Origin of the sequence: Bradyrhizobium hereditatis, assembly GCF_020329435.1 — a bacterium.
Classification (GTDB): Bacteria; Pseudomonadota; Alphaproteobacteria; order Rhizobiales; family Xanthobacteraceae; genus Bradyrhizobium; species Bradyrhizobium hereditatis.
Genome location: NZ_JAGKJK010000003.1, coordinates 87,432 through 101,567, shown reverse-complemented (window position 1 = coordinate 101,567; position 14,136 = coordinate 87,432). Strand labels below are relative to the sequence as shown.

Annotated in this window: 16 protein-coding genes and 2 pseudogenes; 12 read left to right on the top strand and 6 right to left on the bottom strand. The window is 62.1% G+C overall.

Annotated elements, in window-relative coordinates:
• Nucleotides 1–13 precede the first annotated feature (13 nt).
• The 3 genes and pseudogenes from J6524_RS08515 (at nucleotide 14) to J6524_RS08505 (ending at nucleotide 3,068) form a co-directional block, all read left to right on the top strand.
• Complete coding sequence (locus tag J6524_RS08515) at nucleotides 14–1,411, top strand: ABC transporter substrate-binding protein (RefSeq protein ID WP_376712004.1); 1,398 nt, start codon at nucleotides 14–16, stop codon at nucleotides 1,409–1,411.
• 3 nt (nucleotides 1,412–1,414) lie between these two features.
• A complete protein-coding gene (locus J6524_RS08510; RefSeq protein WP_225669944.1) occupies nucleotides 1,415–2,218 on the top strand; it encodes an ABC transporter permease in 804 nt (267 codons plus the stop codon).
• Nucleotides 2,215–3,068: pseudogene (locus J6524_RS08505) on the top strand (ABC transporter ATP-binding protein). The gene J6524_RS08510 and the pseudogene J6524_RS08505 overlap by 4 nt, the downstream one beginning before the upstream one ends.
• A 6-nt stretch (nucleotides 3,069–3,074) precedes the next feature.
• Here J6524_RS08505 and J6524_RS08500 read toward each other — a convergent pair.
• Both J6524_RS08500 and J6524_RS08495 read right to left on the bottom strand, forming a co-directional pair.
• On the bottom strand, nucleotides 3,075–3,512 hold the full coding sequence (locus J6524_RS08500) for a Cof-type HAD-IIB family hydrolase (protein WP_225670251.1): 438 nt from the start codon (nucleotides 3,510–3,512) through the stop codon (nucleotides 3,075–3,077).
• Nucleotides 3,403–3,636, bottom strand: a complete 234-nt coding sequence (locus J6524_RS08495) for a class I SAM-dependent methyltransferase (RefSeq protein ID WP_225670214.1) — start codon at nucleotides 3,634–3,636, stop codon at nucleotides 3,403–3,405. The genes J6524_RS08500 and J6524_RS08495 overlap by 110 nt, the downstream gene beginning before the upstream one ends.
• Between J6524_RS08495 and J6524_RS08490 the strand changes: the two genes are divergently transcribed.
• The 6 genes from J6524_RS08490 (at nucleotide 3,553) to J6524_RS08465 (ending at nucleotide 8,183) form a co-directional block, all read left to right on the top strand.
• On the top strand, nucleotides 3,553–3,888 hold the full coding sequence (locus tag J6524_RS08490; RefSeq protein ID WP_225670250.1) for a hypothetical protein: 336 nt from the start codon (nucleotides 3,553–3,555) through the stop codon (nucleotides 3,886–3,888). The two genes, J6524_RS08495 and J6524_RS08490, sit on opposite strands and share 84 nt — an antisense overlap.
• Nucleotides 3,889–4,147: 259 nt before the next feature.
• A complete protein-coding gene (locus J6524_RS08485) occupies nucleotides 4,148–4,339 on the top strand; it encodes a hypothetical protein (RefSeq protein ID WP_225669943.1) in 192 nt (63 codons plus the stop codon).
• Between the two features lie 91 nt (nucleotides 4,340–4,430).
• Entirely contained in the window at nucleotides 4,431–5,360 is a 930-nt protein-coding gene (locus tag J6524_RS08480) for a TauD/TfdA dioxygenase family protein (protein ID WP_225669942.1), read from the top strand.
• 30 nt (nucleotides 5,361–5,390) lie between these two features.
• Entirely contained in the window at nucleotides 5,391–6,458 is a 1,068-nt protein-coding gene (locus tag J6524_RS08475) for an ABC transporter substrate-binding protein (protein ID WP_225669941.1), read from the top strand.
• On the top strand, nucleotides 6,455–7,315 hold the full coding sequence (locus J6524_RS08470) for an ABC transporter ATP-binding protein (RefSeq protein ID WP_225669940.1): 861 nt from the start codon (nucleotides 6,455–6,457) through the stop codon (nucleotides 7,313–7,315). The genes J6524_RS08475 and J6524_RS08470 overlap by 4 nt, the downstream gene beginning before the upstream one ends.
• A complete protein-coding gene (locus tag J6524_RS08465; protein ID WP_225669939.1) occupies nucleotides 7,308–8,183 on the top strand; it encodes an ABC transporter permease in 876 nt (291 codons plus the stop codon). The genes J6524_RS08470 and J6524_RS08465 overlap by 8 nt, the downstream gene beginning before the upstream one ends.
• 16 nt (nucleotides 8,184–8,199) lie before the next feature.
• On the opposite strand, the pseudogene J6524_RS08460 reads toward J6524_RS08465, so the two are convergent.
• Nucleotides 8,200–8,360: pseudogene (locus tag J6524_RS08460) on the bottom strand (serine O-acetyltransferase); the annotation flags it as partial.
• A 179-nt stretch (nucleotides 8,361–8,539) separates the two neighbouring features.
• Here J6524_RS08460 and J6524_RS08455 point away from each other — a divergent pair.
• Complete coding sequence (locus tag J6524_RS08455) at nucleotides 8,540–8,746, top strand: helix-turn-helix domain-containing protein (protein ID WP_312002355.1); 207 nt, start codon at nucleotides 8,540–8,542, stop codon at nucleotides 8,744–8,746.
• A 145-nt stretch (nucleotides 8,747–8,891) separates the two neighbouring features.
• Here the strand turns inward: J6524_RS08455 and J6524_RS08450 are convergent, their stop codons facing one another.
• Nucleotides 8,892–10,019, bottom strand: coding sequence for a site-specific integrase (locus J6524_RS08450; protein ID WP_225669937.1), 1,128 nt, complete (start codon nucleotides 10,017–10,019; stop codon nucleotides 8,892–8,894).
• A gap of 135 nt (nucleotides 10,020–10,154) precedes the next feature.
• Here J6524_RS08450 and dusA point away from each other — a divergent pair, with 135 nt between their 5' ends.
• Together dusA and J6524_RS08440 are read left to right on the top strand one after the other, a co-directional pair.
• A complete protein-coding gene (gene dusA / locus J6524_RS08445; protein WP_225669936.1) occupies nucleotides 10,155–11,141 on the top strand; it encodes a tRNA dihydrouridine(20/20a) synthase DusA in 987 nt (328 codons plus the stop codon).
• 288 nt (nucleotides 11,142–11,429) lie between these two features.
• Complete coding sequence (locus tag J6524_RS08440) at nucleotides 11,430–12,044, top strand: hypothetical protein (RefSeq protein ID WP_225669935.1); 615 nt, start codon at nucleotides 11,430–11,432, stop codon at nucleotides 12,042–12,044.
• Between the two features lie 61 nt (nucleotides 12,045–12,105).
• Here the strand turns inward: J6524_RS08440 and J6524_RS08435 are convergent, their stop codons facing one another.
• Both J6524_RS08435 and J6524_RS08430 read right to left on the bottom strand, forming a co-directional pair.
• Entirely contained in the window at nucleotides 12,106–13,002 is an 897-nt protein-coding gene (locus tag J6524_RS08435; protein WP_225669934.1) for an intradiol ring-cleavage dioxygenase, read from the bottom strand.
• A 13-nt stretch (nucleotides 13,003–13,015) separates the two neighbouring features.
• A complete protein-coding gene (locus J6524_RS08430) occupies nucleotides 13,016–14,092 on the bottom strand; it encodes a maleylacetate reductase (protein ID WP_225669933.1) in 1,077 nt (358 codons plus the stop codon).
• Nucleotides 14,093–14,136 lie beyond the last annotated feature (44 nt).

Sequence of the window (14,136 nt, the reverse complement as noted above, 5' to 3'; positions counted from 1 at the left end):
TGCCGTTGTGAGAATGTCCGCCGCCGTCGCGGTTGCGGTGCTTGGCCTGACCGGCCTGTCTCGTGCCGAAACTATTCGCGTCGCAGTCGGAACACAGGACACGACCATCAATTGCGCGACCGGAGGGCTTCTGATCCGCGAACTGAAGCTCCTGGAGAAATTCCTGCCACGCGATGGCAAGTACAAGGACGTTACTTACGACATCCAGTGGAAGAACTTCACCAGCGGTGCGCCGCTGACCAACGAGATGGTGGCCGGCAAGCTCGATTTCGGCGCCATGGCGGATTTTCCGGGTTCGTTGAACGGCGTGGCCTTCCAGAAGGCGGGTCGGCGTAGCCTCTTTATCAGCGTGCTCTCGGGCAGTACCAGGGGCAGCGGTAACGGCATCGTGGTGCCGGTGAATTCTCCGGTGCAGTCGATTGCCGACCTGAAGGGCAAGACGATCTCGGTGCCCTTCGCGTCGACCTCGCACGGCATGTTGCTGCGGGCCATCGAGGCAAAGGGCTGGAACCCGGAAACCGACGTCAACATTATCACGCAGGCGCCTGAGGTGGCAGGTCCTGCGTTGCAGGCCAACAAGATCGAGGCCCATGCGGACTTCGTTCCTTTCGCCGAGGTTTTTCCATGGCGCGGCTTCGCACGCAAGATCTTCGACGGCTCACAGGCGAATACGCCAACCTTTCATGGCTCGCTGGTCGATGCCGATTATGCCGACAAATATCCTGAGATCGTCGTTGCATATCTGCGCGCAGCGCTGGAGGCTGACCGCCTGATCGCAGAGGAACCGGAGAAATACAGCGAGCTGATCGCCAAGGTGACGGGAATAGAAGCGGAGGTGGTCTACCTGTTTCATGGGCCGCTTGGCCTGCAGACGCGCAGCGGGGTCTGGAAACCGGAATATCGTCAGGCCGTCGCAACCTCGATCAAGACACTGAGGCATCTCAAGCGCGCTGACAGCGGCCTCGACATCAATCAGTTCGTGACCGACAAGTTCATTCGCGTGGCTTGGTCGCAGGCCGGCCGTGACTACGATACCGAGTTGAAGAACTACGCCCAGCTTCCCCTGAAGGCCAAGGATGCGACGACCGGAGCCGAGATCACCGATTTCAGCCGGGTGGCGCAGATCTGGGTCAAGGACGAGCCTCAGCTTCGTCACTTCAGTTCTCCCGAGAACGCCCTGAAGGCGCTGGCCGCGCTCGAGAAGGAGGGCAAGGCAATTCGCGTGGTCTATGCACAGGATCGTGAGACCGGCATCAAGCTGTTCGCAAACCAGGCGTGGTTCGCTCGCTCGGGCAAGGGGGAGCTGAGTGCGTTCTTGCTGAAGGACGGCGCCGAGAAATGGTCGAAGAAGCACGGCGGTGAAGTCATCGATTACGCCGGCGCACGCGCATCCCTGGTAGCGAGCCGCTAACCGATGGCGTTCCAACGCCTCGCCGAGCGGATGCCGGGACTGCGGTGGCTCACGCGTGCCGCCTCGATTCTTGCCTGTATCGGGTTTTGGCAGCTTGCCTCCTCGCTCCACGTTAATCTCGGCATCGTGACGTTCCGCAATGTGCCGCCGCCGACCGAGGTTGTGCAGTCGGCGATCGTCCTGCTGAAGTCTCCGAAACTGCTGGCCCATGTCAGCAGCAGTCTATGGCGGGTGTTCGCAGGCTATGGCGCCGCGGTCGTGATCGGTATTGCCTTCGGTTTCGCGATCGGCCGGTCGCGCGCAGCCAGCGACCTGCTGCTGCCACCGCTCGAATTGTTGCGTCCGATTCCGGCGGTGGCGTGGATACCGTTGTCGATCCTGATCTTTCCGTCGTCGGAACTATCGATGATATTCATCACCTTCATCGGTGCATTGTTTCCGATCATCCTCAACACTGTGCACGGCGTGGCCAATATCGACCGCAGGCTCGTCGCGTCCGCGCACAGCCTTGGTGGCACGCCGGCGGCGATCCTGCGGGAGATCGTGCTGCCGGGAGCTGCGCCCAGCATCGTCACTGGGCTCGCTATCGGCATGGGGACGTCCTGGTTCTGTCTTGTCACCGCGGAGATGATCTCCGGCCAGTTCGGCATCGGCTATTACACCTGGGAGGCCTACACGCTGCAGAACTATGCCGATATCGTTGTTGGCATGCTCGTTATCGGCCTGCTCGGAATGGGCTCAAGCTGGCTGTTGACGACGCTGGGGCACTATCTGATGCCATGGCGGCATCCGGCGGTGGCGCGATGAACATCCGGGTTTCCGATATTGCAGCGCAGACAGTGAGCCGCATCGAGGTTGCGCGCGTCTCGATTTCGCTCGGGGAGGGCGTTGATGCGTTCGAGGCCATCCGCGATCTGAATTTTGCGGTGGTGCCGGGTGAGTTCGTATGCATTGTCGGTCCCTCCGGTTGCGGCAAGTCGACCTTGCTCGGCGCTCTGGCTGGGCATCTTCCGCTCACGCAGGGGCAACTGACCGTAGACGATCAGCAGGTTCTCGGTCCAAGTCCCGATCGGGGGATCGTCTTCCAGCAGCACACGCTGTTCCCCTGGAAGCGCGTCCGCGACAATATCGCTTTCGGACCGAAGATGCGCGGCATCGGCAAGGCGGAGCGGCGGCGTGCTGCCCAGGAGCTACTCAAGCTCGTCGGTCTCGAGGGCTTCGAGCTCTTCTATCCCTCGCAGCTCTCGGGCGGCATGCAACAGCGGGTCGAGATCGCGCGCGTGCTCATCAACCAGCCACGGGTACTGTTGATGGACGAACCGTTCGGCGCTTTGGATGCGCAGACACGCAGCCTGATGCAGGAAGTGCTGTTGGACATCTGGACCAAGATGCCGACCACCACGGTATTCGTGACCCACGATATTGAGGAAGCGCTGTTTCTTGCCGACCGCATCATCGTCATGAGCGCGCGCCCCGGTCGCGTGATCGATGACATTCGCCTGCCGTTCGCACGGCCGCGACACGGCGAGCTTGTCACCGAGACGAGTTCGTGCGGCTGAAACGTCATATCCTCAACCTGCTGCGGCGGCCGGACGGCGAAGCACCGCTCCCGCGCCTGAGCCCGCTCGGCTTGTCGATCGGCCAAGCGCACACGTAATGTGCGTTATGAGGGCTGCAAGGAGCGCGATGAGATCACGGCGTTGGCGGCCTCGACAAAGCCGGCGCCGCCCGGACCGTCAGTGATCCAGCTCGGCGGCGTGGGATATTCGGCAAATAGCGCAATACGGTGCTGACGCACGACCGTGTGCCGGAAGAAGCCGAACATCGGCGCGTCGTTGGCGGAATCGCCGACATATAGGATGGCATCCCGATTCCGGTCGATATCGATGCTGTAGTTCTTGGCCATGATGCGGCGCGTCATCGCGAGCTTGTCATATTGGCCAAGCCAGCCAAGCACCCAGAGATTATTGACCGTGACTTCGGCGCCTGCGTCACGCAGCGACGTGATAATCGCATGACGCATCGCGGGATCGTCCGGCTGGACGAACGCCAGGCTGGTCAGCCGGAACGGTTGGTCCTCCGCGAAGGCGGCGCCAGGCACGGCCGTACGAACTTAGAGGATCTATCCCGATGACGCGGCCTTGCGGGCCGACCAGACCGGCGACGAATTCGGCGAGCCGTCCCGTTCCAGTACCAATGTCGAGGACGCGCTCGCTCGCCTTCAGCGCCAGCGGTCCGATCAGGAACTTGCCGTGCTGGAACTGGACAATGCCGGCTTGCTCGTAGCTGCGGGCAAGCTCGGGAGTATCCCTTTCAAGGCTGATCGTTCCGCCGGACCGTGGCATCGCCGATGTCCATCACCGCTGCGCTTGATTGCTTGCGCTTCACACAACGAACTTTACGGTTGCGATCGCGACGCTGTCGATGAAATGAATTTGCAATGTTATGTGGGACGCGAGCATGAATCGCGTGGTTGATCCGCGTTCGGAGTGAGTGTGCACCTCCTGACATCGATTGCTGCCCAAATGCAGCAACAATTTGCGCTTCACGCGCTCAATCCGGTGTCGCGATGCATGCTGCCATGGCGTCCTCAATGACAATCGCTGCAAATTTTTCAACGCCGGTATCGACGGCGACGCGATCATTGTCGGTGCGCGAAAACAACGCTGATTTCATTTCATTGACTGTCTGCGGACCGCTCTTACGATTTGTTGGCCACGGACGAGGTCGATCGACATGTCGCAATCAGGTCAAGACGCTGTTGCCCGCGAAACGCTTCGGCTGATCGGGCCTGATCCGCAGAATTGGGTGCCAGGCCGTGAGGGCATCGACCACAATGTCGTTAACGGATCGATCGCCGAGGATTTCCCGTTCGAACTCTATGCGTCGGCGATCTGGCGGTCGCCGCATCCCGTGGCGCCCGAATAGAGCGGCGAACGATTTTCATCTCCGCCCTCGTTCCCGCGATCGGCGCATGGCGGAGCAGTTTTAGGCAAGGATCGCGGCGGTGAGCACGATCATGACCCAAACGACCACCATCGATAACGTCATTCCGCGCGCGGATATCGTCAAACGCGCGGCGCGGCTCGGAGCCGAGATCAGGAACGTCAAGCTATCGGGAGACCTTTCCGACGAAACCATCGGCGCGATCAACAAGCTGCTGCTCGAGCACAAGGTCATTTTCTTTCGCGGCCAGGATCATCTCGACGATGCGGAGCAGGAGCGCTTTGCCGTCCGGCTGGGCAGACTGGTGCCGCATCCGACCGTCGGCGCGATCAAGGGCACGTCGTCGATTCTCGAACTGGATTCCGCCAGGGGCGGCGGGCGCGCCGACCAGTGGCACACCGACGTCACCTTTGTCGACGCCTATCCCAAGATTTCCGTGCTGCGCGGCGTGGTGATCCCGCCCTTCGGAGGCGACACGGTATGGTCGAACACGGCTGGGGCCTATCTTGACCTGCCGCCGCCGTTGCAGCGGCTCGCCGACGAACTCTGGGCCGTCCACAGCAATGCCTATGATTATGCGGTGAAGTCGCGCGCCACCGATGCTGATCGAAAGCATTTCGACGAGGTGTTCACCGGAACGATCTACGAGACCGAGCATCCCGTCGTTCGGGTTCATCCCGAAACCGGCGAGCGCACGCTGGTGCTCGGCAATTTCGTGCAGCGCTTCGTCGGTCTGCCGAAATATGACGGCCAAAAACTGTTCGATCTGTTCCAGTCGCACATCACCGCCCCCGAAAACACGGTGCGCTGGAACTGGCAGACCGGCGACGTCGCGATCTGGGACAATCGCGCCACGCAGCACTATGCGGTCAACGACTACGGCGACCAGCATCGCGTCGTGCGCCGTGCCACCATCGATGGCGACGTGCCCGTCAGCCTTGACGGGCGCCGCAGCACGACCCGCATCAAGGCGACCAAACCGCAAGCGGCCAAAGCCGCCTGACCACCGCCCGCACCCAAGAGGAACCCAGCCATGACATCCCTGTTTCGATCCATACGTGCAAGGCGCCGCCGTTCGCGAGGCGCCGGCGATTTGCTGCGCGTCCTCTGGACCGCTTGCGCTGTGACGCTCGGCCTGGCCGGCCAGGCCTTTGCCGAGCCGCCACTCGAGAAAACCGAGATCCGTTACCAGGGCTGGGCCGGGCAGGTGACCTTTCCGGAGCTTGCTGAGGACCTCGGCTATCTGGCCCCGCTCAAACTCAAATGGGTCGGCAATACCATCAGCGGGCCGCAGGACATCCAGACCGTGGTCACCGGCGATATCGACATCGGCGGCGGCTTTTACGGCGCGATCCTCAAGCTGATTGCCGCTAAGGCGCCGATCAAGGCGGTGGTCGGCTATTACGGCTCAGATGCCAACACCTATTACGGCTACTACGTGAAGGAGGACAGCCCGATCAGGACCGCGCGCGACCTCATCGGCAAAAAGGTCGCGGTCAACACGCTAGGCGCGCATCTGGAGTTCGTGCTCCGCGAATATCTGGCGCGAAACGGTCTCAGCGCGGCCGAAGCAAAGCAGGTGACGCTGGTGGCGATCCCGCCGGTGACCGGCGAGCAGGCGCTGCGTCAGGGCCAGGTCGAGGTGAGCGCGCTCAACGGCGTCCTGCGCGACAAGGCGCTCGAGCGCGGCGGCATCCGCGCCCTTTTCGCCGACAAAGACCTGTTCGGCCAGTTCACCGGCGGCGCCTATGTGTTGCGCGAGAAATTCATCAAGGAGAATCCCAACACCGCCCGCAAGATCGTCGAAGGGATTTCGCGCGCGATTCATTGGGCACAGACCACCCCGCCGGAAGAAGTTCGGGCGCGCTTCGACAGGATCATCGCAGAACGCAAGCGTAACGAAGACGGTTCATCGATCAAATACTGGAAGAGCACCGGTGTCGCCTCCAAGGGCGGCGTCATCGGCGACGGCGAGATCCAGGTCTGGATTGACTGGCTCGAGAAGGACGGCCTGTTCAAGCCGGGTCAGATAAAGGCCTCCGACGTCTATACCAACGAGTTCAACCACTATCGCCCGGGCAAGACCGCGGAGGCCAGATGACGTCGGTGAAGATCGGCTTCGAGCACGTCCGCAAGGAGTTCTCCGTCCGCGGCGAGGGCGGGGGGAAGGCGCGCCGCTTCGTCGCGCTGGAGGACATCACCCTCGATGTGCGGCCCGGCGAATTCCTCGCCCTGGTCGGCCCGAGTGGCTGCGGGAAATCGACTTTGCTTGATCTGCTGGGCGGACTGGCGACGCCGACCAGCGGCCGCATCCTGCTCGACGGACGGCCGATCGAAGGACCGGCGCGCGACCGCGGCATCGTGTTTCAGCAATATGCGCTATTTCCATGGCGCACTGCCGCGCAGAACGTCGAGTTCGGGCTGGACATCGCGGGAATGAAGCGCAGGGAGCGTCGCGAACGGGCGCTGCACTATCTCGAGCTCGTTGGCCTTGCAGGATTTGCCGACCGCTATCCGCATGAGCTTTCCGGCGGCATGAAACAGCGCGTCGCCATCGCCCGCAGTCTTGCCTATGACCCCGAAGTGCTGCTGATGGATGAGCCGTTCGCCGCGCTTGATGCGCAGACGCGCGAGACGTTGCAGGATGAGCTGACGCGCATCTGGCGGGCGACCGGCAAGACCATTCTCTTCATTACCCACGGAATCGACGAAGCGGTGGTGCTTGGCCAGCGGGTTGCCGTGATGACGTCGCGGCCGGGCCGTATCAAGCACGTTGTCGAGATTCCTCCGGCGCTGCAAAGCGAAGAGGAGGACGTCCGCTCGCTGCCGGAGTTCGGCCGCGTGCGGCACGAAGTCTGGTCTCTGCTGCGCGAGGAGGTGTTGAAGGCGCAGCAACAGGCGGCCGCTGCCGGAGCCGGGCGCGGCGCCAGGGTTTTGGAGGATGTCGCACATGTCTAGCCTTGAGATGCTGTCGCTGCTCGAGCTCGCCCGCGGCGGGCCCATCCCCGCAGTCGGGACCGATGCGCAATCGTTGCCGACTCGCAATTTCCTGCGCCCTTCGATCCGCCGACTCGCCGCTCTGGGACAACGGTCTGTGTTGCTGATCGCACTGATCGCTGCGTGGGAGGCCGCTCCCAGGTTTGGACTTATCGATCCCGTATTTCTGCCGCCGTTTTCCGAGGTCATTGCCGCGGGCTGGCATCTGGCGCAAACCGGCGAGCTCTACGACGACGTCTCGGCGAGCCTGCTGCGCGCGCTGAGCGGCTTCCTGATTTCGGTTGCCCTGATCGTGCCGCTGGGCCTCGCAATCGGCTGGTACGCCCGGCTGGGCGATCTGCTCAATCAGTTCATCGAGATCTGCCGCAACACGGCGCCGCTTGCGCTCTTGCCCGTGTTTATCCTGCTGCTCGGCATCGGTGAATTGTCGAAGATCACGATGGTGATCTACAGCTGCGCCTGGCCACTCCTGCTCAACACCATCGCCGCGGTCAAGCAGGTCGACCCGCTCTTGATCAAGTCGGCTCGGACCATGGGGGCGAGCCCACAGCAACTGTTCCGCAAGGTGATCCTGCCGGCGGCGCTTCCCACCATCTTTGTCGGAATTCGTCTGGCCAGCGCCTCCGCCATGCTGGTGCTGGTTGCCTCCGAGATGGTTGGTGCCAAGGCCGGCCTCGGTTATCTCATCATCAACAGCCAGTACAGCTTCCTGATCCCGCAGATGTACTTTGGCATCCTGGGCATCACCGCCATCGGGCTGACCTTCAATTCGATCCTGCTGGCGTTCGAGCGGCGTTTCATGCGCTGGAAGGAGCCGGCGACGGCGTGAACCGGGCAGGGCCTGGTCAGGACGCGCCGGGTGTATTCTTGGCCGTCGCCTGCGTCACAACGCTGTTGGGCGGCACATCCCTGGTCAGCCAGACGTTACCGCCGATCGTCGAGCCCCGTCCGACCGTATGCGCCCGAGGATGGTGGCGCCTGCGTAGATCACCACGTCGTCCTCGAGTCGTCGTAACACAGGGTGCATTTGGAAATGGTGGCGAAGCGCCAATTTGGGACTTTTAATCAGCGGACCAGACACATTTGGTCTGCTTAATCTCGTCCAGCTCACATCAGCTCGGGGACCAAGTTTCTCGCCAGGTCTCATGGAAAAGCGGCCGCCAAGCTTCCTGGCCATTTCTTCGGATGGACGGGCGACATCCTGGCGAAAACATGGGCCGCCTTCGGGCTGCGCGTGGCCTGAGTCAACTCGCGCACGAGAGTGGGTTGAACCGGACCCATCTCAGTGGAGTTGAACGTTCCGAACGCAATGTGTCGATCGACAACGTGGTGCGGATTGCCGATGGCCCCGGCATAGAGCCCTGGAAGTTGCTTAAAGACGAATTAGCGTAATTCATTCGCCGGCGCGGTAACGTTTAGAAAGCACTTTTGAGCGCGAAATGCCAACTCGTTATCTACTTCCGTAACCCGTTGAAATCACAAAAATGCGGCCTCCCTCCGAGCGCACCATCAGAGCGCAACTCGCGGCCTTGGATCTCTAGACTTGCTGTCGGACCGCTGCGATCGCAGGCTCGTTTGTCGTGAGCGTTTGGATGAACTCTTCCAAAGATGGTTGTGGCGCCGTTTGTAGCTTGTGGAGTTCTTCCGGCTTCAACTTGGTGTAACGCCGCAGCGTGCGCCAATCCTTGTGGCCGGTCACAAGCGCGACCTTCTCGATTGTGAGCCCTGCTTCAAAGAGACGGCTAGTCCCCTCGTGTCGCAGGTCATGAAAATGCAGGTCCTCGATCTTCAGCTCGTCGCAGGCCCGCGTGAAGGCCGCGCTGACTGAGCGGTGGTTATAAGGGAATACACGTCCCCAGCCCCGAGTGATGATGCGCTGCTGGAGCATGATCTCCCACGCATCGTAGCCGGTCAGGTTGAGAAGCGGGACCTTCTGATCGTTGCCATCCTTTGCCCGGGGATCCTTGCGGTCGCGAATGACTAGGACCCGCTTTTGCATATCGACATCGGGCCAGTCGGGCCGGCAAATCTCTTCCTGCCGCATCGTTGTCGCAACAGCGTACCGAACGATGCGGCCCATCGGGATGAATTGCCGACGATTGGTTTCGAAGTATTCGATAAGCTCATCGAGCTCATCTTGGGTTGGCCGTCGGTCTCGCTCCTCCGAATTGCCGACAAGTCCCAAATGCTTCATTGCAAAACGCGCTAGTCGAACCTCTTCAGCCGAGACCTCAATGCCATGTACAGCAGCGGCATGTGTGGCAACGGTTCTGATGAATGAGAAGTCGATCGCCAGTGTGGCCGGCCCGGCACCTTGCTTCGCCCGCTTTCGCCCGAATTCGATCAGTCGCTCACGATTGAGCTGGGAGAGTTTCACTCCTCCCAAGGCTTCTTTCAGGGCCTCCAAGACAGCGGCCTTGGAGCGGCGGGGAGGGCGGCCGACTTCGTGCATATCTTCGACATGAAGATCGATGATGTCGCCGAATGAGCGAGCCTGCGCAGCAGCCTTTGGTTTCGGTGATCCACGGCGGTCGATGTTGCGCTCCATGTCGAGCGCCCAGTCTTCACCGTCCTTGCGACGGCGGAAGGTCTCTGACACATAGCGGTTCTTGCGACGGACCTGAACGCGCCAGTTCCCGGAGGGCAACTGAGTGAAGCTGGCCATGGCCGTGTGCACTCCCCAATTCGTGTGCGCTACGTGTGCACCGAGAGGTCAAAACGGGTACAAACGTGTGCAATTTCGGCTAATTTGGAGTGCACATGTTCGCGTTTCATCCTATTGAGATGATAAGGTAAATCATTGAAATCGCAAGACTATCGCTTTTTTGTGGCTCCGATGATGGATTGGACCGACCGGCACTGCCGCGTGTTCCACCGTCTGATGAGCCGGCGCGCGCGGCTGTACACGGAGATGCTGACGACGGGCGCCATCATTCATGGCGACCGCAAGCGGCTGCTTGGCTTCGACGCAAGCGAGCATCCGGTGGCGCTGCAGCTAGGCGGGTCGGATCCGGCCGATCTCGCAACCGCCGCGAAGATCGGTGAGGAGTTCGGTTACGACGAAATCAATCTCAATGTCGGCTGTCCGTCCGATCGCGTGAAGGACGGCCGCTTCGGCGCGTGCCTGATGGCGGAGCCGGCGCTGGTTGCCGATGGCGTTGCTGCCATGAAGCGCGCGGTCAAGATTCCCGTCACCGTCAAATGCCGGATCGGCATCGACGACCAGGATCCGGAAGTGGCGCTCGACGTGCTGGCGCGCGGCGTCGTCGCGGCAGGTGCCGACGCGCTGATTGTGCATGCCCGCAAGGCGTGGCTCAACGGACTGTCGCCGAAGGAAAACCGCGACATCCCGCCGCTCGATTACGACAGGGTCTACCGGCTGAAGGCGGCACTGCCGGACGTGCCCGTCATCATCAATGGCGGCATCGGCAGCATTGCCGAGGCGAAGCGCCACCTCGAGCATGTCGACGGCGCGATGCTGGGTCGGGCGGCCTATCAGGAGCCGTGGCGGTTGCTGGACGTCGATCCAGAATTGTTCGACGAAGCGGCGCCGCACGCCACCATGAAGGATGTCTTCGAGGCGATGTTGCCCTACATCGAGGACCAGTTGGCGCAGGGCACAAGGCTGCATGCGATGACGCGGCACTTCGTCGGCGCGTTTCACGGCGTGCCCGGCGCGCGCGCCTTTCGCCGCCATCTGGCGGAGAAGGGCGTCAGGCCGGGTGCCGGCGTTCAGGTGCTGCGCGATGCGATCGCGCTGGTCGAAGACCGCGCGATTGCAGCGTGAGCGCTAAGCTCTCAAGTTATGCATTCGCGCGCTCTTCCAATCTATCGGCCACAATCGGCATCGCCCGATACAACTCGCGATACAGCTAACGCCAGAAGAGCGCCAGCAGCAGGATCACGGGAAGCGGAATTCCCAAAAGCCAGAGCAGTGCGCCTCTGCCAAATGTCATGTCCATCCTCCTAGAACTGTTTGCAGTTCAATCGACGGAGGCTTCCGGTGGTTCCGAAAATGAGGAACCAAAGTTTGCTGGCAGCATTGGAACCAAAAACAGCAGTGGAGGAATAGGTCATGGCTATGCTCAGATTTCCAAACGCTTTCTTCGGTTGGACCTGGTCGGCCGTGCTGGCCGGTGTGTTTGCATCGCTGGTTGTACAGATCTTGCTGACCATGCTCGGGTTCGGCATCGGACTGCTTGCGATCGACATACCGACCGCTCAATCCGCCCCCGCGGGCGCCGGCTGGGCCGCATTCGTGTGGTGGGCGGTGTCAGGAATCATCGCCGCGTTTGTGGGAGGTGCGGTTGCGGCCGCGAACTCGCCGGATCAGACCGGCCTCGGTCGCGTTGGACACGCGCTGGCGGCTTGGGCGGTCGCCACCGTCGTGGTGATCGCGGCGGCGGCGATGCTTCCGACTTCTGCGACCAGCATTGCCAGCAATCTGGTGGGACCGTCCTATGCTGCCAGCGCCCGTGTCGCGTATTTGTCGGGTGTTCCCGGACGCGAGACGGTCGGGGCAGCCACTAGAACTCCGTCACAAGCTCAGATTGACGAAGCGCGCAAACACTTCGCTTACGTGATGTTTGCCAGCTTCTGCGCTCTGCTGCTTGGCGCTGGGGCTGCCTATGCGGCCGGAATGGCGACGACGGGCCAGGCGGTCAAGGAGGCGGCGCGGCCTGTCACGTAGGAGGTTGCGAGAAGGCGGGAATGCGAGCACGCAGCGATCCCTTCGATTGTAGCGTGAAGCGTCAAGCGGCGCGCTCTTCGGCCCGGCGTGCGTCGGTATCCGCCTTCAGGCCGAAATCGTAGTTCAGGTGATGATACGGCCGCCTCATCTCGCGGCCATCGGCAGCCGTTCCGGCGGGCATGCAGGCGAACTCCCGGATGAGACTATCCTTGACGCCGAAGACGACGTCCGTGTCGAGGTACTGATCATCAGCGGCGAATACATGCGTGACCAGCGTCCGGTGCCCCGGCGCTGCGATCATGAAATGGACATGGGCCGGCCGCCAGGGGTGACGGCCTTGCGCCTCAAGCATTTTGCCGACCGGTCCGTCATGAGGAATCGGATAGGCCGCCGGTCTGATCGACCAGAACCAGAAGCGGCCGTTCTCATCGGTGCGAAAGCGTGCGCGCATCGCAAATTCACCGATCTCGTCGAGCTGCTGAACGTCGTAGTAGCCGTCATCATCCGAATGCCAGACGTCAATGATAGCGCCGGCCAGCGGCTCACACTCGGCCGTCGAGACCGTGCCGGTGACGAGAAGGGGCGTGCCCTCGATGGGGCCTGAGATATCCGCGCCAAGCGGATGCTCGGGCGCTCGCTGCACGTAAAACGGTCCAAGCACGGTCGTCTCGGTCGCGCCTGCCGGCGTCCGGTGGTTCATGGCGTCGACCAGCATGGAGACACCGAGCGTGTCGGACAGCAGGATGAATTCCTGCCGCTTGTCATCGCACATCTGCCCGGTGCGGGTCAGGAAATCGATGCCGGCCTCCCATTCCGCCTGCGTCGGTTCGATCTCCCTGATAAACGCATGGAGGTGACGCACCAACGCCTCGCTGACTTGCCTAATACGATCGTTCTTTGCGGCTTTTACGCGTTCCAGAACGGCATCGGTGATCGTGGTTTCGTCAAAGTTGCGCATGTCCATATTCTCTTCAAACGATCGCACGCGTGGTTTCCGGCGCGTCACCGCGCCAGGCGCGCGCGATCAGATTGCGGATCGCCTCTCGCTCGATCGGACGCGGATTCCAATAGGGGTTCTTCACGGCGAGATCGGCGGCCTGGTCGATGCCGCTCTCGGGCATGCCGATCTCGCGCAGCGACAGCGGTACGGCGAGCTTTCGCGCCAGATCATGCAGGCCGAGCGCCGGGTCGGGCGCGCCGAGCGCGGCGGCGATCCGCGCCATCGCCTCGGGCGCGGCGGGCGCATTGTAGGCGAGGGCGTGCGGGAGAATGACGGTGTGGGTCTCCGCATGCGGCAGATTGAACGACCCGCCGAGCGTATGGCACAGCTTGTGATGCAGCGACATGCCGACTGCACCAAGGCAGATGCCGCTGAGCCAGGCGCCATAGAGCGCGTCAGCGCGCGCGGCTTTGTCGTTCGGCTGAGCGCAAATCGCTGGCAGCGCATGCGCCAGCGTGCGGATGGCTTCCTGCGCCATCAGCGAGATCAGCGGGTTGCGGTCCCGCGCGTAGAGCGCTTCGACCGCATGCGCGATCGCATTGATGCCCGATGTTGCGGATAGCCCGGGGGGCATCGTCATGGTGAGATCGACGTCGTAGATGACGGTCTCAGGCAGAATTTTCGGACTCGACTGCGTGGTCTTGATCCCGCCGCTGGTCTGGCCGACCACTGGCGTCATCTCCGAGCCGGCATAGCTGGTCGGCAGCACGATTTGCGGCAGGTCGGTGCGCAAGGCGATCGCCTTGCCAAGGCCGGTGGTCGAACCGCCGCCGATCGCGACAAGACCATCGGCCCGCACGTCGTTCACGATTCCCATCGCCCGTTCCGTCACCTCGACCGGCGTATGCATCGCCGCCCCGGTGAACACACCGGCGAAGCGTTCGCCGATCATCTCGCTGATGTCAGCGATCAGATCTTTTTGCCGCGGAGTTGCCAGCACCAGCGCGCGGGTGACGCCGAGATGGGACAATTCATCGGGCAATTGGCGCAGCGTGCCGGTGCCGAACACCACCCGCATCGGCGCATTCTGGTAGACGAAGTGTTGCATGGTTGCTCCTTGCGGCGAATTGGCCGGCCCCGGATCATGTGCGC

Excerpts from the sequence above, each read along its gene's own strand:
- J6524_RS08515 (WP_376712004.1), top strand. The coding sequence starts at position 14 with ATGTCCGCCGCCGTCGCGGTTGCGGTGCTTGGCCTGACCGGCCTGTCT.
- J6524_RS08450 (WP_225669937.1), bottom strand. The coding sequence starts at position 10,019 with ATGGCCAGCTTCACTCAGTTGCCCTCCGGGAACTGGCGCGTTCAGGTC.
- J6524_RS08480 (WP_225669942.1), top strand. The coding sequence starts at position 4,431 with ATGACCCAAACGACCACCATCGATAACGTCATTCCGCGCGCGGATATC.
- J6524_RS08485 (WP_225669943.1), top strand. The coding sequence starts at position 4,148 with ATGTCGCAATCAGGTCAAGACGCTGTTGCCCGCGAAACGCTTCGGCTG.
- J6524_RS08435 (WP_225669934.1), bottom strand. The coding sequence starts at position 13,002 with ATGCGCAACTTTGACGAAACCACGATCACCGATGCCGTTCTGGAACGC.
- J6524_RS08430 (WP_225669933.1), bottom strand. The coding sequence starts at position 14,092 with ATGCAACACTTCGTCTACCAGAATGCGCCGATGCGGGTGGTGTTCGGC.
- J6524_RS08465 (WP_225669939.1), top strand. The coding sequence starts at position 7,308 with ATGTCTAGCCTTGAGATGCTGTCGCTGCTCGAGCTCGCCCGCGGCGGG.
- J6524_RS08510 (WP_225669944.1), top strand. The coding sequence starts at position 1,415 with ATGGCGTTCCAACGCCTCGCCGAGCGGATGCCGGGACTGCGGTGGCTC.
- J6524_RS08470 (WP_225669940.1), top strand. The coding sequence starts at position 6,455 with ATGACGTCGGTGAAGATCGGCTTCGAGCACGTCCGCAAGGAGTTCTCC.
- J6524_RS08455 (WP_312002355.1), top strand. The coding sequence starts at position 8,540 with ATGGACGGGCGACATCCTGGCGAAAACATGGGCCGCCTTCGGGCTGCG.
- J6524_RS08440 (WP_225669935.1), top strand. The coding sequence starts at position 11,430 with ATGGCTATGCTCAGATTTCCAAACGCTTTCTTCGGTTGGACCTGGTCG.
- J6524_RS08475 (WP_225669941.1), top strand. The coding sequence starts at position 5,391 with ATGACATCCCTGTTTCGATCCATACGTGCAAGGCGCCGCCGTTCGCGA.